This is a genomic window from Filifactor villosus, assembly GCF_042652965.1.
In the GTDB taxonomy this organism is placed as follows: Bacteria; Bacillota; Clostridia; order Peptostreptococcales; family Filifactoraceae; genus Filifactor; species Filifactor villosus.
In genome coordinates, this window is the sequence record NZ_JBHSHL010000003.1 from 83,280 (window position 1) to 104,911 (window position 21,632).

At 44.6% G+C, this 21,632-nt stretch carries 18 protein-coding genes and 1 CRISPR repeat array; of the genes, 14 read left to right on the forward strand and 4 right to left on the reverse strand.

Annotation, left to right across the window (positions count from 1 at the left end; genetic code table 11):
• Positions 1-121: 121 nt before the first annotated feature.
• The 3 genes from ACFO4R_RS00865 to ACFO4R_RS00875 form a co-directional block, all read right to left on the reverse strand.
• On the reverse strand, positions 122-802 hold the full coding sequence (locus ACFO4R_RS00865) for a Crp/Fnr family transcriptional regulator (protein ID WP_379787068.1): 681 nt from the start codon (positions 800-802) through the stop codon (positions 122-124).
• Positions 803-1,314: 512 nt separating this feature from the next.
• Positions 1,315-1,506 (reverse strand): hypothetical protein, encoded by a 192-nt coding sequence (locus tag ACFO4R_RS00870; RefSeq protein WP_379787069.1) that lies wholly within the window; start codon positions 1,504-1,506, stop codon positions 1,315-1,317.
• 712 nt (positions 1,507-2,218) lie between these two features.
• A complete protein-coding gene (locus ACFO4R_RS00875) occupies positions 2,219-2,995 on the reverse strand; it encodes a class I SAM-dependent methyltransferase (protein ID WP_379787070.1) in 777 nt (258 codons plus the stop codon).
• Between the two features lie 1,004 nt (positions 2,996-3,999).
• On the opposite strand from ACFO4R_RS00875, the gene ACFO4R_RS00880 reads away from it, so the two are divergent.
• The 5 genes from ACFO4R_RS00880 to ACFO4R_RS00900 all read left to right on the forward strand — a co-directional run bounded on the left by ACFO4R_RS00880 (position 4,000) and on the right by ACFO4R_RS00900 (position 9,558).
• Positions 4,000-4,716: a cytochrome c biogenesis CcdA family protein gene (locus tag ACFO4R_RS00880; RefSeq protein ID WP_379787071.1), complete on the forward strand. Its 717-nt coding sequence runs from the start codon at positions 4,000-4,002 to the stop codon at positions 4,714-4,716.
• An 81-nt stretch (positions 4,717-4,797) separates the two neighbouring features.
• Positions 4,798-5,646, forward strand: a complete 849-nt coding sequence (locus ACFO4R_RS00885) for a redoxin domain-containing protein (protein WP_379787072.1) — start codon at positions 4,798-4,800, stop codon at positions 5,644-5,646.
• A 43-nt stretch (positions 5,647-5,689) separates the two neighbouring features.
• Positions 5,690-6,799 carry a bifunctional peptide-methionine (S)-S-oxide reductase MsrA/peptide-methionine (R)-S-oxide reductase MsrB gene (gene msrAB / locus ACFO4R_RS00890; protein ID WP_465254253.1) on the forward strand — a complete coding sequence of 370 codons (1,110 nt, stop codon included), beginning with the start codon at positions 5,690-5,692 and terminating at the stop codon, positions 6,797-6,799.
• A 264-nt stretch (positions 6,800-7,063) separates the two neighbouring features.
• Positions 7,064-7,831, forward strand: a complete 768-nt coding sequence (locus tag ACFO4R_RS00895) for a response regulator transcription factor (RefSeq protein WP_379787073.1) — start codon at positions 7,064-7,066, stop codon at positions 7,829-7,831.
• A complete protein-coding gene (locus ACFO4R_RS00900; protein ID WP_379787074.1) occupies positions 7,828-9,558 on the forward strand; it encodes a cache domain-containing sensor histidine kinase in 1,731 nt (576 codons plus the stop codon). The genes ACFO4R_RS00895 and ACFO4R_RS00900 overlap by 4 nt, the downstream gene beginning before the upstream one ends.
• Before the next feature lie 152 nt (positions 9,559-9,710).
• Here the strand turns inward: ACFO4R_RS00900 and ACFO4R_RS00905 are convergent, their stop codons facing one another.
• Positions 9,711-10,304: a type IV toxin-antitoxin system AbiEi family antitoxin domain-containing protein gene (locus ACFO4R_RS00905; protein ID WP_379787075.1), complete on the reverse strand. Its 594-nt coding sequence runs from the start codon at positions 10,302-10,304 to the stop codon at positions 9,711-9,713.
• Between the two features lie 685 nt (positions 10,305-10,989).
• A CRISPR array of direct repeats spans positions 10,990-11,321; the repeat unit is 37 nt; unit sequence GTTATATAACCTGACAAGCCCGAAAGGGCACGAAAAC.
• 555 nt (positions 11,322-11,876) lie between these two features.
• On the opposite strand from ACFO4R_RS00905, the gene ACFO4R_RS00910 reads away from it, so the two are divergent.
• From ACFO4R_RS00910 to ACFO4R_RS00950, 9 genes are all read left to right on the forward strand, one after another.
• On the forward strand, positions 11,877-12,848 hold the full coding sequence (locus ACFO4R_RS00910) for a helix-turn-helix domain-containing protein (RefSeq protein ID WP_379787076.1): 972 nt from the start codon (positions 11,877-11,879) through the stop codon (positions 12,846-12,848).
• A 147-nt stretch (positions 12,849-12,995) separates the two neighbouring features.
• Positions 12,996-14,747: an ABC transporter ATP-binding protein gene (locus ACFO4R_RS00915; RefSeq protein WP_379787077.1), complete on the forward strand. Its 1,752-nt coding sequence runs from the start codon at positions 12,996-12,998 to the stop codon at positions 14,745-14,747.
• A complete protein-coding gene (locus ACFO4R_RS00920) occupies positions 14,740-16,467 on the forward strand; it encodes an ABC transporter ATP-binding protein (RefSeq protein ID WP_379787078.1) in 1,728 nt (575 codons plus the stop codon). The genes ACFO4R_RS00915 and ACFO4R_RS00920 overlap by 8 nt, the downstream gene beginning before the upstream one ends.
• Positions 16,468-17,125: 658 nt before the next feature.
• Positions 17,126-17,800: an FbpB family small basic protein gene (locus tag ACFO4R_RS00925; RefSeq protein WP_379787079.1), complete on the forward strand. Its 675-nt coding sequence runs from the start codon at positions 17,126-17,128 to the stop codon at positions 17,798-17,800.
• Positions 17,801-18,001: 201 nt separating this feature from the next.
• Positions 18,002-18,619 carry a hypothetical protein gene (locus ACFO4R_RS00930; protein WP_379787080.1) on the forward strand — a complete coding sequence of 206 codons (618 nt, stop codon included), beginning with the start codon at positions 18,002-18,004 and terminating at the stop codon, positions 18,617-18,619.
• Between the two features lie 299 nt (positions 18,620-18,918).
• On the forward strand, positions 18,919-19,359 hold the full coding sequence (locus ACFO4R_RS00935) for a MarR family winged helix-turn-helix transcriptional regulator (protein WP_379787081.1): 441 nt from the start codon (positions 18,919-18,921) through the stop codon (positions 19,357-19,359).
• Complete coding sequence (locus ACFO4R_RS00940; protein WP_379787082.1) at positions 19,337-20,164, forward strand: pirin family protein; 828 nt, start codon at positions 19,337-19,339, stop codon at positions 20,162-20,164. Before ACFO4R_RS00935 ends, ACFO4R_RS00940 begins: the two co-directional genes overlap by 23 nt.
• A gap of 25 nt (positions 20,165-20,189) precedes the next feature.
• Positions 20,190-20,762 (forward strand): nitroreductase family protein, encoded by a 573-nt coding sequence (locus tag ACFO4R_RS00945; protein ID WP_379787083.1) that lies wholly within the window; start codon positions 20,190-20,192, stop codon positions 20,760-20,762.
• 366 nt (positions 20,763-21,128) lie between these two features.
• Entirely contained in the window at positions 21,129-21,632 is a 504-nt protein-coding gene (locus tag ACFO4R_RS00950; RefSeq protein WP_379787084.1) for an NfeD family protein, read from the forward strand.

The window sequence follows — 21,632 nt, forward strand, 5'->3', positions numbered from 1 at the left end:
GACAACTCATATATCGGGATATTCGAGGGATAGAAAAAGCTCCTATTCTGAAGAATATCCGACGATGCTTGTGAATTGTCTTCATTATATAGGAGCTTTGATAGGAAAACATTGATTTAAATCAAATTTCATAAAAAATATGTTCCAGTTCCTCCGAGTCGAGGATCTTTATCTTTTTGTGCCCGTCTCTACGGATCAGTCCTTTCTGTTCCAGTTGTTTCAGCTTACGACTTACGGTTTCTTTACGCAGGTTTATGATGGCGGAGATGTCGTCGAGGCCCAGTTGGATCTCGCTTTTTTCGATCAGACTGCTCTGTTGCAGAAGAAAACCGCAGATCCGTCTCAAGGCATCGGATTCCATCATCAGACGGATCTTGTTGTTTGCATTTTGCAGTTCTTTAGACAGGTTCAAGATCATTTTTTGGGCAAAGAGAGGATTTTCCATCGACTTTGCAAAAAGAACGTCGGTAGAGATTTTGCAGAACTTGGTTGCCTCCATCGTCTCTACATTGTAGTCGAAGACCGTGTTTTTGAGAAGGTACTCTTCACCGATGATATGAGACTCCGATTTTACGCTCAAAATGTATTCCTTACCTTCGGAATCGAAGGTGTTGAGCTTGACCTTGCCTTCACGGATTACGAGGATAAAGTCCGCTTTTTCGTTTTCGTGTACGACAATCTCCATGGCATCGCGTTCGAAGTGTTCTGCGGAAGCGACGATCTTCAGTTGTTCACTTTCGTCGAGTTCGCGAAACAGGGGGATTTTGGATGTGCAAAGACATTCCTGACAAGAATCTTTCATAAGTCTCCTCCGATCTATTGATAATACTGTAAAGGAAGCACCGTACAAAGGTAAACTCCCGATTTCCCTTTGAGTTTACAAAACACGAAGGTTTGTCAAACCAAATGCTTCCGGAATTTCATTCTTCATAGAACATGGATGTTATGCTGATTTTTCGAATTGTATCTTCCTCTTATAATAAAGTGAAGTATAACAACGTACTTTCTTATCGGAGTTCAGGTTTTATATGATACGATTCTTCCTTTGAATTATAGATATAAACAATTTGTGACCCATAGAAGATAAACCGATGTTTCGTGGATTGAAAAACAGATATATCCATACTTCTATTGGAGAATAGTATGAAACTCCAACATAAAATCAAACAACCTTTTTCTCTCTCCCTTGTTGTTTACAGAATATAGAGTCTTTGAAAAATAGATAGGTTCAAATGCTCTATGTTTCGTATCATTCCATTCCCCGCCGATATAACGGCATATTGACAGTTCGCCTTCTGCCGTCGCAGAGCTGTATTACAACTCCGTTTTCAGGTTTCGGGCACAGAGGTGCTCGAAGAACAGGAATTTTTCGGTGTCGAGGATGAGGATATCGTCGATTGCCTTGAGAAAATAAGCGACGTGGATCCTGCACCCTTCTTCTTCATACAGGCGGTATGCCTCCCTGTTTCGAGAAGGAGGACCGATGCTTATGGATGCAAGCTGCACCCCGCCACCGCCTCACGAGCCTGCTGTGATAGGAGTGATATGGATCTCGCTGATATTCTTTCGTTTGAGGTAGGACTTTGCCTTTTCTTCTATTATTATTTTCATGGTAGCATCCTTTCTTTATTTGGTGATCGCGTCAATGGGATTCCCTGACAGGGATAAGTGTTTTTTCATCGGTGTAGCGGTATGGGCGTCGTTGCTCTTATTTGACCTCCTCATCCCAATACGGATGGGCTCACAGAACGGTGTATATCCGACAAAACCGTTAAGGTGATAGCGTATAATTCAAAAAACCGGCATAAAATCAATTTTATACGAAGGATGATATTCTTGAAAATATTGATATGACAAACCTTTGTATTTTATAAAATCGAAGAAAGACTGGAAGTTTGTCTTTGTGCGGTGTTTCCTTAATGTTCCGGCATCTTCATCATAATATCGAAGGCGAGAGCTGTTATTCATCGGAGCCGTACATATTTCGGCACTTATATCGTTGCTCCGAGGGGTGTTTTGTCAGAGAGGTTCATCATTCTTATGGGGTCGTATACTATTTTTTATTGGAATTGACAGGTTGAATACTTTGAAGCATACGATCACCCAAGTTCTTTTTCGGAAATTGTATATTCTGTCTAACCGGAATTTCAAACGAAGAATAGTATTAGTTAATTTCATTCTAGCTATAAGTTTCTGTGTGTTTTGTGAGAGAAGACCGTCAGTTCTTACGCAGTCTTGCCACCAGATAGAAACGATGGACGCTTCCTTCGATAACTCCGGTATCATCGAGGATCTCCTGTGCCCGGTACAGCTGTGGCAGGTGCGTTTTTACCGCAAATCCGGGAAACTCCCATTCGATGATTTTTGCAAACCATACCAGGGCTCCTACATCGTAGAATCGTATGGGGCGATAGGCCTCCCCGCTCTCAAGGATATCGAAACCCGCTTCTATGAGTTCCTGTCTTTTTATTTTGAGATATTGCTTGGGATAGGGACGCTCCGCCTTGCCCAGCAGAAGCTCTACGAGCTCTATGTCGTTTTCCGCACCGACCTGTTGGGTGATGAAGAGTCCTCCCTTCTTCAAGGTTCGTTGCAGTTCCGAGATCTCGTAGTCCCCGTGCCGATTGGTAATAAGATCGAAGTAGTCTTCCCCGAAGGGAAGAGCTTCGAATCCGTCCGCCTCCTTGAAGTCGATGCCGAGGGGAAGGAGTTTCTCCCGGCAGTAATCGACATTCGGAGGATAACCCTCGGTGGCGGAGGTGAGGGCATAGGGATGGTTGAGAGACAGCAGAAACTCGCCTCCTCCCGTCTCCATATCCAATAATGTCATATCCTCTGTCAAATACTTTTTGATCACCGTCTTGAAATCCCAGGGAAGCTCATCTTCTTCCTTGTATCGGTTATGAATATGCGAAAAATCCCAGCCCTTGATATGTGCGGTTCGTTCTTCTTCAAGCCATTTTTCCAATAGCTCCTGTTTCGTACTTGCTTTCATGGTTTTCCTCCGATCATTGATATATCAACAGGTCACACCTGTGTGTTGCGAATTTTTTTTCGGGTCTATGTTAAGCAGATACCGCAGAATCAATCCGACAAAACATAAAAGGAAAGAAAAGTTAAAGTTTTTGAGAGCATACTGCAAAACACCGCATAATTCGAAAGATCCGTATAGCATCCGTTTTATATCGATGAAGAACTTCTTGGATCCGTTGATCCCGGTATTTCTCGTGTTTTATAAATCCAAGGGAAAAAGCGGTTTGCCTTTGTGAGGGATTTCTTCAATATAATTAAAGTAAAGTATAATACTACTGTTCGTTTGAACAGTTGACATCGAGTTTTTTTATTTCTTTTATATTCTTCAATAGAAGTGTGGTTATATTATTTTATGATCACAAAAACCCGTTTTATCTCCTGTTGAATACAGGTTACTGATATCTATAACTCAAATGAGTATAACAATATAGGTCCTGATCGAGCCCTGTCTGAAACTCCAAAGTAAGATCCAAAAACCTGCCCTTTTTATGACATTGAAACAAGGGTAAAACTCGGATGTAAGGAAAAACAAAGGAGAGGATGTTCAAAGAACAAAACGATGTAAATCAGCCTAAATCATATATACAAGAACTTTTATCCTCGTTGCTCCAAAAATATAAAACTCCCAATCATTTTAGAGTTTTTATCAATGAGATTCGATTATTATTTTGAAAAAGTTTCGCTATAATACACTCATACGGATGAGAAAGACGGATATCGACTTTGCCAAACATCTTTTCACTTCAAAGGTTCGCATATCTTTAGTTGTGGATACCGAGGCCGGTCTAAACAAAACCTTACCGTGCTCCCTCTATAAAATGCCGTGTGTTAAACGTTGTGACGAGTGTTTTTTTGAAAACCTGTCTGTGAGCCTCTGTATTCGCAGCAACGAACGCCAAGAACGACGAAGCCGGTATCCGACTTATCAGACGTTAGAGAATTTTTTGAGAAAAGGGGAATATAGAGATGTTCCAAGAACAGATACTTATAAGCAGTGTATTTTTTGCCGGGTTACTCTCGTTTTTTGCCCCCTGTACCTTTCCGTTGATACCGGTCTACATCGGACTGTTGACGGATGAGGAGGGAGAGTACAACAAGGTCCGTTTGGGCGGGTTACAACTGAATATCGGAGCAATCATCAAGACGATCACCTTTGTTGCAGGGCTGTCGACAAGTTTTATCCTACTGGGGTTTGGTGCCGGTTTTCTGGGGAGATGGATCAGCGGAAGGTGGGTCCTGTTTGCCTCGGGGCTGATGATCGTGCTCTTGGGGATCCATCAGATGGAACTTATAAAAATAGGAAAGTTCGACGGTTTTAAAGGGCTTCATATCAAAAACAACAAGACGAAGGCTCTGGGCAGTTATCTGATGGGAGTTTCGTTCAGTTTGGGATGGACTCCTTGCGTAGGCCCGATCTTGGGAGCGGTCCTCGTGACATCCGCAAGCAGCGGAACGGAGTTTTACGGAGCTTTTTTGATGGCGGTGTATTCGGTCGGTCTGATGATTCCCTTCCTCGTCATAGCCCTTGCCTCAAGTTTCATACTGCGAAGGTTGGGTTTTGTTGAAAAACATCTGACCGCTATCAAGAAAACGGGAGGAGCCTTGGTTGTACTGATGGGAATCCTGCTGATGAGCAATCAGTTGACAAGACTCACGGTATTTTTTGAAACCCTTTTTCACTGATAAGAGGGATGTCATATTCGGGTAATAGTATAAAATAGAGAAGATTATAACTGTAACATTGGAGAGAAAGGATAGGAAACGATGAAAAGATTACAAAAAACAGTAGCAATTATGGGTATGATGGCACTTGTATTGACAGGCTGTTCTCAGGGAGAATCCAAGGACAAGATGGAAAACAAGGATGCGACGGCCATGGAGCAAAGCGCAGAGATGATGTCGGAGGACAATATGAAGGAAGGCTCCATGGAAGGCGACGCAATGAAGGGCGATGCAATGGAAGGCGATGCAATGAAAGAAGGCTCTATGGAGGGCGATGCGATGAAGGGCGACACAATGAAAGGTGACACAATGAAGGGTGACACAATGAAGGGCGACGCAATGAAAGGTGACGCAATGAAAGATAAGGGTATGAAGGATGGGGCTATGCACGGAGCCTCAATGAAAGATAAAGAAATGAAGGATAAAAAAACGGAAGATAAGAAGATGGCAAAGAGCGAGAAGAGGAACGACGGAGAAGTTGCTCCCGATTTCAGTCTGAAGGATATGGAAGGCAATACCTACACCTTGAGCGAACAGGGCGGAAAGAAAGTCTATGTCAAATTCTGGGCATCGTGGTGCTCGATCTGTCTGTCGGGCTTGGAAGAGCTTAACACCCTTGCGGGAGAAGACAATGACTTTGAGATCGTTACCGTGGTCGCACCGGGCAAAAACGGAGAAAAGAGCAAGGAAGAGTTTATCAAATGGTTCAATACCTTGGGCTATTCCAATATCAAGGTCCTCTTTGACGAAACGGGCGACACCATAGATACCTATATGGTAAGAGCTTATCCGATCTCGGCGATGGTAGGTACGGACGGAGTGTTGGTATCTCTTGCACCGGGCCACCTGTCCTCGGAGCAGATCACCAAAGCCTTCGAACAGGTAAAATAGGAAAACGGCGAAATTCACAGTTCGCCGAGAAGGGAGAATGTAGATGAAAATGCTTAAAGTACTTTGTGTTGCATTGGCGTTTGTCGCCCTGGTCGGTTGTGCGGCAAAGGTCAAGTCCTCCACGGCTCAGACCGTAGAGAAGACATCGACGAAGGAGATGGACAGGGGATATCAAAATCCCAATAAAAAGGTGGATTATTCCAAGGCCGAACTCAAGAAGATCTACTTGGCGGGAGGCTGTTTCTGGGGCTTGGAAGCATACCTGGAGAGGGTCTACGGGGTCGCGGATGCCGTAAGCGGTTATGCCAACGGAACGACCGAGAACCCTTCCTATGAGGACTTGGTATATCGCAACAGCGGTCATGCCGAAACGGTGGAAGTGACCTACGATCCGAGCAAGGTATCTCTGGACAGACTGCTGATGTACTACCTCAAGGTCGTCGATCCCACCAGTTTGAACCAACAGGGCAACGACAGAGGGATCCAGTATCGAAGCGGAGTCTATTATACGGACGACAAGGAAAAGGCTGTGATTGAGAAGGTCTTGGCCGAGGAACAGAAGAAGTATGACAAGGACATCGTCGTTGAGGTCCTTCCTCTGGAGCACTTCTATATGGCGGAGGAATACCACCAGGATTATTTGGCGAAGAACCCCAACGGTTACTGCCACATCGATATCACGCAGGCGGACGAACCCCTGATTGACGCGGGTAAGTATCCCAAGCCGAGCGATGAAGTCCTGAGAAAGACCCTGACCGACATCCAGTACAAGGTAACGCAGGAGAATCAGACCGAATATGCTTTTTCCAACGAGTATTGGGACAGCAAGGAGAAGGGGCTCTATGTCGACGTGGTCAGCGGAGAACCCCTCTTCACCTCGACCGACAAGTTCGATTCGGGTTGCGGATGGCCGAGTTTCAGCAAGCCGATCTCAAAAAATGTCGTGACATACCTTGAGGATAACAGCTATAATATGAAGAGGACGGAAGTCAGGAGTCGAAGTGCGGATTCACACCTCGGACACGTCTTTGAAGACGGACCTAAGGAGCTGGGAGGACTTCGATACTGTATCAACAGTGCATCCATCCGTTTCGTGCCCTTGGAGAAGATGGAGGCGGAAGGCTACGGCTACCTGACCTACCTGATCAAATAATCTTATTGACCGTTTGAAATGTCCGGTACACAGATCTCATTGCCGAAACACAATTCGGATAGTGAGATCTGTGTACCGGACATGTATACTATTATTCTTTTGAGTTGCGGATATAAACGATATCTGAGCAATAGAAGACAGAACGATTTTTCGTAGTCAAAAAATAGATGCATCCATCCTTCTATTGGAGAATAGTTTAATTGGATGACAGTAGAAAAACCACTTGATTCAAACAGATAAGCAATATAAAGTAAGGGGAATTCCATGTACAAACTTTTGATCGTAGATGATGAGCCGTTGATAAGAAGAGGGATCAAGTCCCTTGTCGACTTGAGCGGACTGGGCATATCCGAGGTATTCGAGGCGGGGGACGGAGAGCAGGCCTTCGAGGTCGCCGAGGCGGAGGCTCCCGACATCATCCTTATGGACATCAATATGCCGGGGACGGACGGATTGACCGCGGCGGCGCAGATCAGGGAATTGCAGCCCGATGCCGTCATCGTCATCCTGACCGGTTACAGCTACTTTGAATACGCACAGACGGCGATCCGCGCGGGAGTCGATGACTACATCCTCAAACCGGTCTCGAAAGACGATATCGAGGTCGTTCTCAAAAAGGCGGTCCATCGACTGCAAGCCAAGGTCAGGGACGAGCACAGAAAGAGCTATGAGCAGACTTTCGAGGCCTTGGGCGAGGGTGTGGATCCTTCCGATACCGCCGAGATTGTCGCGGAATATATGAGGAAGAACCTCTTCGAGGAAGAGCTCTCCCTTGCAAAGATGGCGGACGACATCGGTTTCAACAGCAGTTATCTGAGCGGAGTGATCAAACAGATCTACGGGCTTCCCTTCCAGGACTATGTCAATCGCGAACGGATGGAGAAGGCGAAACTCCTCCTGCTTTCGACCTCCCTCAAAAACTATGAGATTGCGGAAGAAGTGGGGATTGTCGATGTCAACTACTTTATTACCAAGTTTAAGAAAACCTGGGGCATAACGCCCAAACAGTATCGACGGGAGAAGCTGAAATGAAGGATGAACGATTTTTTTCCAAAATAAATGTTCGTATCGCCACCGCCTTTTTGGCGATCTCGATCGCCATCGTCCTTGTGCTCTCTACCGTCTTGTACTACCAGGTCTCCGACATCATCAGCGAAAACCGCAAAAAGCAGACCGAGGACTCGATTGAACAGACGAGCAACTTCATCGTCTCCTATGTCGACAAGATCAAGATCCTGAGCGACCTGATCTCCATGTATCCCGACACGCTCAAGGCGGTAAAAAACATCGATTCGGCCTCCGTGGAGGCGCTTACCGCCATGGTCGGCATCTCGGCGAAGAGCGATGAGAGGATCCGCACCGTTGCGGTCATATCCAAGAACGGTTTCGCCATTACGAGCAACAACAATATGGCGGTGCCCCTCTCGCAGAATATGATGGAGGAGGAGTGGTACCGGGCGGCGGTCTCGTCCAAGCAGATGCCCGTCATCACCTCCGTATATCACGAGCCCTTCAACAAGGAGGAGGGCGACCGCGTCATATCGATCAGCCACGAGATTGTCGGAGAAGGCGGGGAGCATTTAGGTGTCGTTTTGATTGACGTATCCTACAAGTTCATCGAGGACTACCTCTCCTCGCTTCGCCTCGGGGACAAGGGCTATGCCTACATCGTCGATGCAAACGATATGATCCTCTACCACCCCGACGAGAGCGTCTTTATGGATGAAGAAAAAATCAAGACCCTTATCGAAGACAGCGCCGCCACGATGACCATGGACGACTTGATCATCACCAAGGAGAAGGTGCCCCACTCCAACTGGATATTGGTGGGCGTTTCCTCCATGGAAGACGTCGAAGTGCTCAAGGAAAAACTGATGAACATCCTTCTTTTCTCCGCCCTCGTCCTTCTGGGGATCAGTGCCGTTATCAGCCTGAGGATATCCAAGAAGTTGACCGAGCCCATCGTCGAACTGAAAAACGCGATGATATCCCTCGATGAGAGCTGGAGTCATCTTTCGATCAACGAAAAAAGCCCCAGTGAGATCAGGACCCTGACAAGGGAGTACAATGCCCTCATCGATCGGATCAAACAGTTGACGCAGGACATTGCAAGCAAGGAAAACGCCAAGAGACTCTTTGAACTCAAGGCCTTGCAAAGCCAGATCAATCCTCACTTTTTGTACAACACCCTCGATACGATCCTCTGGCTTGCGGAGTTCGGTGAAAACCGAAAGGCGGTCCAAGTCAGCAAGGCTCTGGGCGAAATGCTCAGGATGTCCCTGCATATCAATCAGACCGTCGTGCCCCTGAAAGACGAGCTCAACCATGCCGAGAACTACCTCAAGATCCAGCAGACCCGCTACGAGGACAAGCTGTCCTACCGGATGGAAGGGGAGGAAGACCTGCTCGAGGTCCCCGTCCCCAAGCTGATCCTCCAACCCGTTGTCGAAAACAGCATCTACCACGGCATCCGTCCCAAGAAGGAGAGCGGGACCGTCGAGATCTCCTACAAGAGGGAGGGCGACTTTTTGATCATCGAGGTCGAAGATGACGGCATCGGCTACAAAGAAGCGAAGGTAAGGGACGAAAATCGTGTCAAAACCAAGCTGGGAGGCATAGGGATGAAGAACGTCGATCAGAGGATCAAACTCCTGCTCGGAGAAGACAGCGGAATTGAGATCCAAGGAGGAAAAGGCGGAGGTACCCTAGTCACCTATCGCTTGAAGATAGGCGCAGACCTACGGGAAGAGGAAAGCTGAGAAAGCAGCACAAAAGACACAGGAGGAAGGCGGAGGAAGTATCGTGCAGAGGGACAAGAGGAAGGCGGATATAAAAACGAGGGAGGATCTTAAAATAACGGACCGTTTTTTGCTTGATGAATACACTTTTAATTGTCTTGAGGAACGAATCATTATAACAGCACCTCCAAATAGTTACTCAACAGCTTGCTTACACGAAGTTTTTCCGCATAGTCCATCAGTCGATGTAAGTTTTTATCTTTACGTTTGATATATTGTTTCATTGCATCCTGAAAGATTTGGATCTCGATTTGTGAACGACTGCGAATCATGTCACAGACCGTACGCTCCGGATCATAGATGAATACTTTGTTCCCGAAGGGTGTTTCTGCTTTTGTAACTCCGAGTTCAAAAAGCTCCTTTTTGATAGAAAATACTTTCACTCCGTCTTCTCGTAAATGAGTGGCATTATATCCGCTCTTTACCGTTACGGTGTATTGTAGCGGCTCTTGATCCGTCATATCCAGTAAAAACAAGGCTGTATCATGAGAAAAGATCGTTTTGGGACAACGAAGCTGTAATAGGTACAGTTCATCTCTCCATACATCTAAAGAGCAATATACTCCGTGTGAAACACGCTCATACTTATATTTTTCTACAAATTTTGCTAAAGTTGTCTTGGAGATTTTCCTGCTGATGACCTCCGAGGTTTTGATCACTCCGTTATTTTCTTCCGAAATCTTGCGAATTTGTTCCAATTGGTTCATGCGGTCACTCCCTTTCACGCTTATATTATATATGATATAAGCGCAAAAGTAAATGCAGTGTATAGAAATGAATGAGTCTTATGAACAACAGCAAGAAACAAACAGGGTTGTGGATACTGTTATCTGATCCATACTGTTCACCAATAAAAGTGTGGTTATGTATACTTTGCAACTACGAAAATTTGTCTTATCTTCTGCGGAGTACAGAACGCTGATATTCATAACTCAAATGAATAATAGCATAAAATCTTGGGTTGGGGCTTGGAAGCATATCGTTATCCAAGTTGGTTTCTTTCATCATTGGGTTCTATGATCGCTGAACTGTTTGTGGATGTGATATCGATTTTGTCGGAAATGCTCCGATCGGTCACCGGTGCAAAAGTGCGAATATTTCGAGAAGGTCTTGAATAGCGGGTCAAGTTGTGGTATCATAAATATGTTAAGGACGGGTGAAAAATCATCAAAAAACCTCCTTGAAAACCTATTTTAGGGTCAAAAAAGGGGGTAGGTTTTCAAAAAAATATCCAAGTCCGCTAAACCTCTGTTTGCAATGGCTGGAGGGCAAAAAAACCATCGTTTTTTTGGAGGCACAGGTTTCACCGATTCAAAAAAATCACTTTTTTGAGGTAGGTTTACAAAAACGGCCTCTACATACAAGTGATTTCAATAGGTTCAAAACCTAAGGGTTATATAACCTGACAAGCCCGAAAGGGCACGAAAACTTATGAGATCACCATTTGAAGTATATTTTGTTATTAAGTTATATAACCTGACAAGCCCGAAAGGGCACGAAAACCCGGTTACTTTCAAATATTCACGGAAGGCTTCCGTCTGTTATATAACCTGACAAGCCCGAAAGGGCACGAAAACAGGAAAATTTTCATTAGTTTTTTGTAGAGGACTACAGTTATATAACCTGACAAGCCCGAAAGGGCACGAAAACCCAGTTTCGACGCGATTGGCAATCGCACGAATCACTAGTTATATAACCCGTTAAGCCCGAAAGGGCACGGAAACCGGTGCTAAAAGTCCTTTCTTAGGATGAAAGATAAGTTATATAACCCGTTAAGCCCACTCCGGCACTCAAAAAAATGAGCGCCGGACACAGTGCACGGTATTGAACACCCGTAAGGGTTCGTCATTACAGATAAAATATTGAAACGTCAAGGAGAAGGGCACAACATCGAAGATCCGGTATATAATGCGAAGCATTAAGTACCGGACACCCCGAAGGGGAAATAAACAAAGACCTGATATACAATGCATAGCGTTGTGTATCGGGTCTTTTCTTTTGCCTCGATATGGTGTAGACTATAATTGAAAAGAATTATCATTTTGATTGTCCTTTGTGTATGGGGGATGGTTTTATACTTCAAGGCATTCAAGCTGTCAGTTTTAATAGATAATAGGGAAATACAGCACAAAGGCAAACTTCCGATTTTTCTTCGACTTTATACAACACAAAAGTTTGTTATATCAGTATTTTCAAGGGTTTAATCCTTCGTACAAAATCAATTTTATGCTGATTTTTTAAATTATGCGGTATCGCCATAGTAAAAAGAGGTGAAGAAGATGGATGTGGATCTGACGAAGAAGGGGTTTGTTTTTTCGCGGGAGGGCGAGAAGAAGCTCCATTACAAGATGGATGAGAGCATAGGGGAGGGAAGTATCTTTATCTATCCTATGTTCAGGGGGATCGATGTGTTTTTTGTCGATATCGCCCATGCGAATTCGGGTCTGATGAGCAACGAGGATATGCCGAGGTACTACGAGTTGTCCTTTTGCAGCTGTGGTTGTTACAGGGCGGACTTGGACAGGGCGAAGGAGATCTGTATGTATCCGGGCAGTCTTTCAATCATGAAGAATTATCTCGGCACGCACAAGACCAAGATCCCCGATGAGAGTTTCAAGGGTTTTTGTCTTCTTCTTTGTCCGGATTCCTTCTGCGACGGGGAGCTTGATTATCTCCGAGAGGTCTTCGATATCGACATCCGCGGTCTGTGTGCAAAGTTGGATTCCTACCCTACGGCGGGCGTCTATCCCTGCGACGAGGAACTGCACCGTGTTTGTAACGAGATGCACTCCCTGCTGGAGATGGAGAAGATGGAGCATTTCAAGATTAAGTTGTTGGAGTTTTTCTGTCTTTTTCATATCGGATTGGACAGGGAGTTGCAACTGAAGTACAAGCGTTTCAGTCGAAGTCAGATGGAGAAGGCGCAGAGGCTCAAGGAGCTGATCGACGCGGACATCACCCGCCACCACACCATCGAAGCCCTGTCCAAGGAGGGCAATCTGTGCGGTACGACTCTCAAACGCTGTTTTAAGACGATGTATCAATATCCTCCCTACGAATATCTTGTACGAAGGCGAATGAGCGTAGCGGCGATGAAACTTCGGGATACGTCCAAGTCGATACTTCAGATCAGCGAGGAAGTCGGTTACAGCAATGCGAGCAATTTTACGCGGATGTTCAAGAAGATCTATGCGATGAATCCCAAGGAATACAGGGAGTCCAAAAAGGTACCCGCGGAGTTGAAGGGATAGGTGGGTCAACATAGCAAAACAATGTCCAAACGGATGGTTTTTGTCCAAGGGAAGTAGAAGATAAGACCTAGTATATGATAATATTTATCAACGGACAAACGAGCCCTCGTTTGTTCGTCCATTATGTCATAGAAGGAGGTCGTACCGATGAAGCAAAAGAAGGAAGCAAGGGAATCAAACATCGGTTTTATTCTAAAGCGTTCGGGAAGGCACAAGTTCAAGATCCTGTTTTCGGGGGTCTTCAGCGTTGTTACCGCACTGTGCAAGCTCTTCCCCTATGTGTTGATGTATCATATTTTGGTGGAGCTGTCTTCGCCTCAGCCGGACAGGCAGGTCATCCTGCGTTTTGTGATCTACACGGTGATCGCAAGCGCATCGGCGGTCATTCTCCAGATCGTAGCTCTCAGTATGTCGCATATCGCGGCGTTTTCCATCCTCTTTGAGATCCGCAAGCGGACCATCGGGCGTTTGGGAAGGATTCATCTGGGTTTCTTCCGCAAACATTCCATAGGTCAGATCAAGAAGGCGGTGGACGAAGACGTCGAGAAACTTGAGCTGTTTATCGCCCATCAGATCCCCGATCTCATGGAGTCGCTGGTCGTGCCGATCGCAGTGATCATCTATCTGATGACGATAAATTGGAAGCTGGCACTCTGCCTGTTTATTCCGTTTTTTATCGCCATGCTCGCCCAGGCCTATATGTTCAAGGGCTACAATGAGAGGATGGAGCTCTACAACAGTTACCTTAAGAGAATGCACTCTACCATTGTGCAGTACATACAGGGAATGAGTGTGTTCAAGGCGTTCAACCTGACGGCGCAAAACTTCAAGATATACAAGGAGACCGTCGATGACTATCTCAAGATGTGGATAGAGATCTGCGACGAGACGATCGGCAAGTATTCGTTCGGGCTTTCGATCATCGATTCGGGCGGGATTTTGTTTTGTATTCCGATCGGAGGTCTAATGTATCTCGGCGGAAGTCTTGATTTTTCAGGCTTTGTTATGTTTCTCTTGCTTTCGAGCGTGTTTTTGACCTCTTTTATCAAAATCATGATGCTCGGAGGCAATCTATCCATGCTTTTGGTAGGAGCGGAAAATGTCAGGATGATTCTGACTATGCAGGAGCAGGAGTCTTCCGGAGGGGATGTCGTCGTCGACAGGGGAGAGATTGTCTTTGAAGATGTGAACTTCGCCTACGAGGACAAGGATGTGCTTGTAGACTTCAATCTCAAGATCCCCGCGGGAACGACGACGGCACTGGTGGGGCCTTCGGGCAGCGGAAAGACTACGGTCGCGATGCTGGTCGGAAGGTTCTGGGATATCGAGAAGGGAAGTTTGAAGATCGACGGAAGGGATGTGAAGGAGATCTCCGTCGATGAGATTATGGACAACACCGCCTTCGTCTTCCAAGATACTTTTATGCTCAACGACACCGTCTACAAAAACGTCGTTATGGGCTTGGATAAGAGCAGGGAAGAAGTGACGGAGGCTTGCAAAAAGGCGAGAATCCACGAGTTTATCATGAGTTTGGAGGACGGATACGAGACGGTTCTGGGAGAGGATTCCGGTATCAAGCTGTCGGGAGGAGAACGCCAGAGGATATCGATTGCCAGAGCCATCCTCAAGGATGCAAGGATCGTCGTCCTCGACGAGGTAACCTCTTATTCGGATATCGAGAACGAAACCTTAATTCAAGAGTCGATCCGCAATCTGCTCAAGGACAAGACGGCGATCATCATCGCCCACAGGCTGTATACGATCAAGAACTCCGACAACATCGTGGTCTTGGATGAAGGCAGGATGGTGGAGCAGGGCAGACACGAAGAACTGCTCAAAAAAGAGGGACTGTATAAGAAACTCTGGAGTATCGGGATGGGAGGTGAAGTTCATGTTTAAGGATATCAAACGATTGATCGGAGAAGAGGATTATAAGGTGTTTATGAAGGCGAACAGGATCCTGGTCTTCGACGCGGTGTGCCATGCCTTTATCTACAGTATGTTGTTTTTGATCCTGCTGGATCTCGTCAACAAGGATGTGACCCGTGCCAAGCTCTTGAAGTACACACTCTCCATGGTCGTGATGATCTTCATCCGCTATCGTTTCCTCAACAAGGGTTTTTATCTCGCACAGGCGGGCGGAGCGACCGTAATCGCCCATCTGAGAATCAAGATGGGAGATTATATCAAAAAGCTCAACATGGGTTATTTCAGCAAGAACAACGTCGGAGAACTGACCAACATCCTCTCCAACGATCTGAACGACTTCGAGATGTTGATTACCCACCAGACGGCGGATCTGATTAAGTATTTCATTCTTACCCTGTATCTCGCCCTCTGCCTGATCCTCTTCGACCCGTTCCTGGGAGGGATCCAGGCTCTTACCCTCGTGATCATCTTCCCCGTGAGCTATCTGTGCTCCAAGAAGATCAAGGAGGTGGGCCTTCGCTCCAAACAGGTCCGTGCAAGGATGTTGGCGAGAATTATGGAATATACGAGAGGGATTGAGGTCTTCAAGTCCTATCGGATGTCCGGAGAGAGGTTTGAGAAGTTGAGCGAAACCTTGGAGCAGGTCAAGAAGGAGTCGATCAATGTCGAACTTGCGGGAGTGCCCTATATCGTGCCGATGAACATCTTGAGTCTGGTGATGTTTCCCATCGTCCTCTATATGGGGGTCAACCGTTATTTTGAGGGTGAAATCACCCTGCAGCGTCTGACGATGTTTATTATTATTTCGCTGGCGTTTACAAATGTCGAGATGGCGTTTTCGGGCTGCTTTGTCATTTCGAGGTACTTTACACTTTCGATCGACAAGCTGCTTTCGGTCCTCGACACGCCGGAGATTCCCTACCGCGACGAAGACCATGCTTTCGAGAACTTCGACATCGAATTTAAGAAGGTGGATTTTTCGTATGTGGAGGGCAAGAAGGTTCTCTCGGATGTGAGCTTTAGGGCGAGGGAGAATGAGATCACCGCCCTCGTCGGAAAGAGCGGTTCGGGAAAGAGTACCGTGATGAACTTGATCGCCCGTTTCTTCGATGTGGACGGGGGAGAGATTCTTATAGGAGGCTATGACATCCGAAACGTCTACGCCGACAGCCTGCTCAAGAATATGAGCATTGTGTTCCAGGATGTGTATCTGATCGAGGATACCATCTATGAGAATATCCGCATCGGAAAACAGGATGCCACGCGTGAGGAGGTGCTCGAGGCGGCAAAACTCGCACACTGCCACGAGTTTGTCGAAAAGCTCGAAAAAGGCTATGACACTCCGGTCCACGAGGGAGGTACGACCCTGTCGGGAGGAGAGCGACAGAGGATCTCGATCGCAAGAGCCTTTTTGAAAAATGCCCCCATCATTTTGTTGGATGAGGCTACGGCATCTCTGGACGTGGACAACGAATATATGGTGCAGGAGTCGATTAGAACTCTGACAAAGGGAAAGACGGTGCTTGTGATCGCCCATCGCCTCAATACCATCATGGATGCCCATCAGATCCTCGTCTTCGATGAGGGACGAATCATAGAAGGAGGTTCTCACCGTGATTTAATGGACGCGGGAGGAACTTATGCCTCCATGTTTACGACGATGAGCAAGGCGAAGGAGTGGAGTATCTAGTATATTGACATATTGATATTTGTTTTTATTTCTTATCTCGGTTATGAACAAAAAGAGTTCATACAAAAATCGGAATTGCAATGAATATCAGCGTGCTATTACACCGGGTCTTGGAGTTGTATACTATAAAGATCCCGCATAATTCAAAAAAACAGCGTAAAATTACTGTATAGAACTCCTTACTTTCTTGAAAGCATAGATTTGAAAAAAACTTCATTTCTTGCAAATTCACAGGAAAATCAAGATTTCATCTTTGTGCGGTATTGCCCTATCATTCCTTTACGTTGCGATACAGACGAGCTGCGACCATGGAAAGACAAAATAGAAAATAAAACGATTTTTCGCGGTCGAAAAACAGATATCTCCACACTTCTGTCGGAGAATACCGTTATAGGACAATGATTGAAATAAAGAAGGAAACAAGCATTTATAGGTACCCCGATCACAATACCTTGGTTTAGAGAATGATCGAAACAAAGAGGGAAGCAAGCCGATTTTGGATAATCGGGTTTGCCTCCTTCTTTTTTTGCCGGAGTTTTACCGCAATTTTACTTGGAGTTTGCTTGGACTTTCAGAAGATGTTTCCCAACTTTGTTTTGTATAATGAATTTGTAAGGTAAGCAAAGCAAGAAAGAAACACGAAAGGAAAAGGTGAACGATGATGTTGAATTTCAAACATGCAAAAAAAGTATTGGCAGGGGGGGTGATTATTTCGACGATAGCAAGTGCGAGTATGTTCATACCGTCTTATGCACACGATGTTGTTTATCCTTCGATGAGTTCATCGATAACATTCGAAGAGGATCTTAGCGATACAACCTCCTTTGATTTGGAGAAGTATATTTCGAGTCTGAGTTTTTTGACCCAAAGCGAAAAAGAGCAGCTGCTCAAAACATATGAGCAAACCAAACCTTTGTATGAGGACATTGACAAGATCTATGATGAGATCGATTCGATAAGTGACAGGCATTTAGACAGCTCGGAAGATCTGTATAAAGAGATTGACGAGATCTATTCGAAGCGATCCGAACTATGGGACAAATTGTTCGACCATGCAAACGATGAACAGAATATGATCGAAGATGATAAGGAGTTTATCAGAGCATCCGGGGTATTAACCGAGGAAGAAAAAAAATCTTTGATCGAAGATCAGGAAGAGATGGACAAGATCTACATGAGAATGGATGAAAGATATGAAGATTTGCAAAGAGAGACGGAACCTCTATATGCACAAGTAGAGGGAATCTACAAACAGATTTCCGACCTGGATGCGAACGATGAAACATTGTGGGAAAAAATACAAGAAATGGACAATACACCTATTCTTTACTAAACGGGTATAACAAAAGAATGAAGCATAGCGAGTAAGCAGGAGCTGATGTTGAGAGAAACGTTTGTACCGGAAGAAATGACGGTCGGAAAACATCTTTTATCTTGACGGTTTGATTTTGACTTGCATCGTGTGCAAAAGCGAATAACGATTGAGTTTGGAAAATAAAATAAAACAGTTTTAAAAATGAAAGAGAGGTCTATCATGAAACGTAATAATAAGAAAAATTTGGTTTGTTTAGCTATGGCACTTGGATTGTTTGTTTCCGGAGGTATTTTGCCTCAAACGGTACATGCACAGACACAAAAAAGCAAGAATGTTGAGGTGACTTATGCCCAAAAGGCAAAGAAACAAAATGGAACTAAGAATATTTTGGTAACGGAGAATAAAAAAACAAAGGGAGTAAAGTATCCTCTGCCGATCTATGACAAGGCGACCACATATCCTTTGCCGATCTACGACAAGGTGACCACATATCCTCTGCCGATCTATGAAGAGGCGATCACATATCCGGATTATATAGCCAAGGTCGATGTGATGCCGCAGATCGTTGATGAAGATGAGGCTTTTGATTACTTGTCCAATGTTTTAAGTAAAATCTCCAAATTTAAGATGGGAAAATACTTTATAGAAGTGGAAGATATCCAGGACTTCCCTACTGCGACAACCAATCAGGAAGAATGGTATTTCGCTTACGGCAAAGAGGTAAAAGGAGAATTTGTTCCAAGCAAATATTTTGCGGTAAGTGAAAAAGGAGAAATATTTGAATACAGTTTTGAAAAAGATCGTTGGTTTATACTGGCGGTACCGTACAAGAAATAAGTCCTAAACAAGCAGGCAGCACCTGTATGGAATATGCATCCTCTCTTTGAGAAGGGTGCATATTCCATTTTTTATGAAAAAAAAGAAGAATCGTATGTCGTTCTTCGATAGCATTGCTGTGATATTTATATTCCTCGACCACAAATATTCGTAGCATCTTCCATGTTATTCCGAAGGGAAGGATCGGTATAAAGAAGTTGCTCAAAAAAAGAAAATAAAAACTATTGACAAACGAAAACTGCCGTGACAGTATCTATGTAGATATTATCTATGTAGATTGAATGAGGGTGAGTGTAAGTATGGGTGATATTGAACTGAAAATTCTTATTGGAATGCATAGGAATGTCAATAGCATAGATAAGGCAACATCAAAACTTGCCTTGGAACATGGCTTAACGTTCAGTCAATTTGCTGTTTTGGAGGCCTTATACAGCAAGGGAGACATGACGGTGGGGATGGTACGAAAACATATTCTGAGCAGTATGGGAACCATACCTTTGATTATCAATAATCTTGTTAAGATGAATTATGTTGAGCGTCTTTCGGATGACAATGATCGGAGGGTCTGTATAATAAGCCTCACACACGAAGGCAGACAACTGATCGAGGGACTTGCTCCGAAAAATGAAACCATGATCAAAGAGTATATGAGTGTATTAACGGATGAAGAAAGAGATCACTTACTTTATCTTATGAAGAAACTGGGAGGGAAAATAAATGAGGAGAAAAGTACAAAATAAGGTTACAGGATTTCCGGCTACGGACGGAGCAGGTGTAAAACTGGTTCGAGTATTGGGACACGGTACAGTAAAAGAGTTCGATCCGATTTTGATGTTGGATTCTTTTGACAGTCAAAATCCGGAGGATTATACGGCGGGGTTTCCGATGCATCCGCACCGAGGGATAGAAACCGTAAGCTACGTTTATAAAGGAAAGATGAAACACAAGGACAGTCTCGGTTTTGAAGATACCGTAGACGATGGAGAAGTTCAGTGGATGACAGCCGGATCGGGAATTTTGCATGAGGAGCAACTTCCTCCGAGCGAGCGTCTGCTCGGGGTACAACTGTGGTTGAACCTGCCTGCCGATAAGAAGATGGTGGAACCCGAGTATCACAGTATAAAAAACAATCAAATTCAGGAAATCCCGTTTGAAGGAGGAAAACTCCGATTGTTGGCGGGAGATTACGAAGAATACAAAGGTTTTCAAGGCAAGTATTCACCGCTTAACTACTACGACATCGAGTTGGAACCGAACTCAAAGATTGAGATCAAAACCGGTTCGGAGGATTCCATCATGCTCTTTACTCTCTTATCGGGCGTATCTGTCGAAGGAGAAAGAATCGAAGAGAAAACAGCGGCGAAATTGACCGAGGGAAGTTCCGTGACGATTGAATCGGGAGCGGAAAAGGCAAAGGTATTATTTATCGGATCAAAAACCTTGAATGAGGGTATCTCATGGGGCGGACCGATTGTAATGAATACAGAAGCTGAATTAAAACAGGCGTTTATTGAGCTTCGAAACGGAACATTTATAAAAAAATAATTGAATTTTAGGAGGAGATGTAAGAATGAGTATTGTAAAATCGTTGGAAAAAAGAAGAACCTATTATAACATCAACAAAAAACTGCCCGTTTCAACCGATGAGGTGGTAGCTAAAATCAAACAGGTTACGGAGTTGGTTCCTGATGCGTTCAACATGAAAAGCGCAAGAGCGGTTGTAGCACTGGGAGAAAAACACGATCTGCTTTGGGACGAAATTTATAATGTATTTGAAGGAAAAGTTCCCAGAGAAAAAATAGATTCTTTTAAAGCCGGAGCGGGAACGGTACTGTTTTTCTATGACGAAAATACCGTAAAAGCACTTCAGGAGCAGTTTCCGCCATATGCGGATAATTTCCCCGTATGGGCAAATCAAGCGAACGGAATGCTTCAACTCAGTATTTGGTCCGCATTGAGAGAACTTGAAATAGGAGCATCGCTTCAACATTACAATCCTGTAATCGATCAAAAAGTAAAGGAATTGTTCAATGTTCCTCAAGAGTATAAATTGTTGGCACAGATGCCTTTTGGAGGAATCACGAGCGAACCGGATCCGAAAGACAAGGAAGATATAGAAAAAAGAGTTGTTGTTGTAAAATAAAGACAGTTGTCACAGATGACAGGAGAACGAGTTTTTTGATACGAGTATTCCCTTCGATTGGGGTTTGTGCGACTTGAGTTCTACAATTATTCGAAGCATACGATGTTTGTGGGGTTTAAAGCGATGACGCTTCAATCAAAGGGAGTTTAATACAGACAGGTAGAAGACAGTCGGAATATGATCCGGCTGTCTTTTTTTGTTTGTATTGACAAACGGTTCGGGGCGGTATGTTCAAAGATTTTGACAAAACGGATCGAGATGTAAAAAAAGAGTATGAATATTAAATGTTTATTAAAAAAACGGGATATAATCTTTGAGATATGATAAAATGAAACGACAGAACCTTAGAGGAAGGAGGGTGCTTGGATGAGTTCTATGGAAGGAATGTTCGGATTTTTTTCCGATCCGGTGTTCTTGGCATGGTTGGCCCTGGGGATCTTGCTTATCTGTATAGAGTTGTTTGTTCCCGGAGGAGTTGTGGGCAGTATAGGTTTCTGTATTGTATTGGCGACGATTTTATTCGGAACGCATACGGTAGCGGATTTTTTTCTTGTTTCGGCATTGGTAACCGTGACAACGGTAATATTGCTCTTCCTTGTGGTAAAATTGATTCCCGAAGAAGCGAAAAAGAACGGCTTGTTTTTGAATATGAGACTCACAAAACAGCAGGGATTTTCGTCAGGGGAGGATTTGAGTTTTTATCTTGATAAGGAGGGAATGACCAAAAGTATTCTCAGGCCGTCAGGCAAGATATGTATTGAACAAACTCTTTTGGATGCCCGATCCGAAAACACCTTTATCGAAAGCGACAAGAAGGTTAGAGTCATCGGGGTAGAAGGAAACAAGTTAATCGTAAGGGAGATGGAATAA

What these genes read in the sequence shown, in the direction of transcription:
- ACFO4R_RS00895 (WP_379787073.1), top strand. Translation starts at nt 7,064, where the DNA reads ATGTACAAACTTTTGATCGTAGATGATGAGCCGTTGATAAGAAGAGGG.
- ACFO4R_RS00885 (WP_379787072.1), top strand. Translation starts at nt 4,798, where the DNA reads ATGAAAAGATTACAAAAAACAGTAGCAATTATGGGTATGATGGCACTT.
- ACFO4R_RS00865 (WP_379787068.1), bottom strand. Translation starts at nt 802, where the DNA reads ATGAAAGATTCTTGTCAGGAATGTCTTTGCACATCCAAAATCCCCCTG.
- ACFO4R_RS00925 (WP_379787079.1), top strand. Translation starts at nt 17,126, where the DNA reads ATGATGTTGAATTTCAAACATGCAAAAAAAGTATTGGCAGGGGGGGTG.
- ACFO4R_RS00950 (WP_379787084.1), top strand. Translation starts at nt 21,129, where the DNA reads ATGAGTTCTATGGAAGGAATGTTCGGATTTTTTTCCGATCCGGTGTTC.
- ACFO4R_RS00910 (WP_379787076.1), top strand. Translation starts at nt 11,877, where the DNA reads ATGGATGTGGATCTGACGAAGAAGGGGTTTGTTTTTTCGCGGGAGGGC.
- msrAB (WP_465254253.1), top strand. Translation starts at nt 5,690, where the DNA reads ATGAAAATGCTTAAAGTACTTTGTGTTGCATTGGCGTTTGTCGCCCTG.
- ACFO4R_RS00900 (WP_379787074.1), top strand. Translation starts at nt 7,828, where the DNA reads ATGAAGGATGAACGATTTTTTTCCAAAATAAATGTTCGTATCGCCACC.
- ACFO4R_RS00905 (WP_379787075.1), bottom strand. Translation starts at nt 10,304, where the DNA reads ATGAACCAATTGGAACAAATTCGCAAGATTTCGGAAGAAAATAACGGA.
- ACFO4R_RS00920 (WP_379787078.1), top strand. Translation starts at nt 14,740, where the DNA reads ATGTTTAAGGATATCAAACGATTGATCGGAGAAGAGGATTATAAGGTG.
- ACFO4R_RS00915 (WP_379787077.1), top strand. Translation starts at nt 12,996, where the DNA reads ATGAAGCAAAAGAAGGAAGCAAGGGAATCAAACATCGGTTTTATTCTA.
- ACFO4R_RS00945 (WP_379787083.1), top strand. Translation starts at nt 20,190, where the DNA reads ATGAGTATTGTAAAATCGTTGGAAAAAAGAAGAACCTATTATAACATC.
- ACFO4R_RS00935 (WP_379787081.1), top strand. Translation starts at nt 18,919, where the DNA reads ATGGGTGATATTGAACTGAAAATTCTTATTGGAATGCATAGGAATGTC.
- ACFO4R_RS00930 (WP_379787080.1), top strand. Translation starts at nt 18,002, where the DNA reads ATGAAACGTAATAATAAGAAAAATTTGGTTTGTTTAGCTATGGCACTT.
- ACFO4R_RS00880 (WP_379787071.1), top strand. Translation starts at nt 4,000, where the DNA reads ATGTTCCAAGAACAGATACTTATAAGCAGTGTATTTTTTGCCGGGTTA.
- ACFO4R_RS00940 (WP_379787082.1), top strand. Translation starts at nt 19,337, where the DNA reads ATGAGGAGAAAAGTACAAAATAAGGTTACAGGATTTCCGGCTACGGAC.
- ACFO4R_RS00875 (WP_379787070.1), bottom strand. Translation starts at nt 2,995, where the DNA reads ATGAAAGCAAGTACGAAACAGGAGCTATTGGAAAAATGGCTTGAAGAA.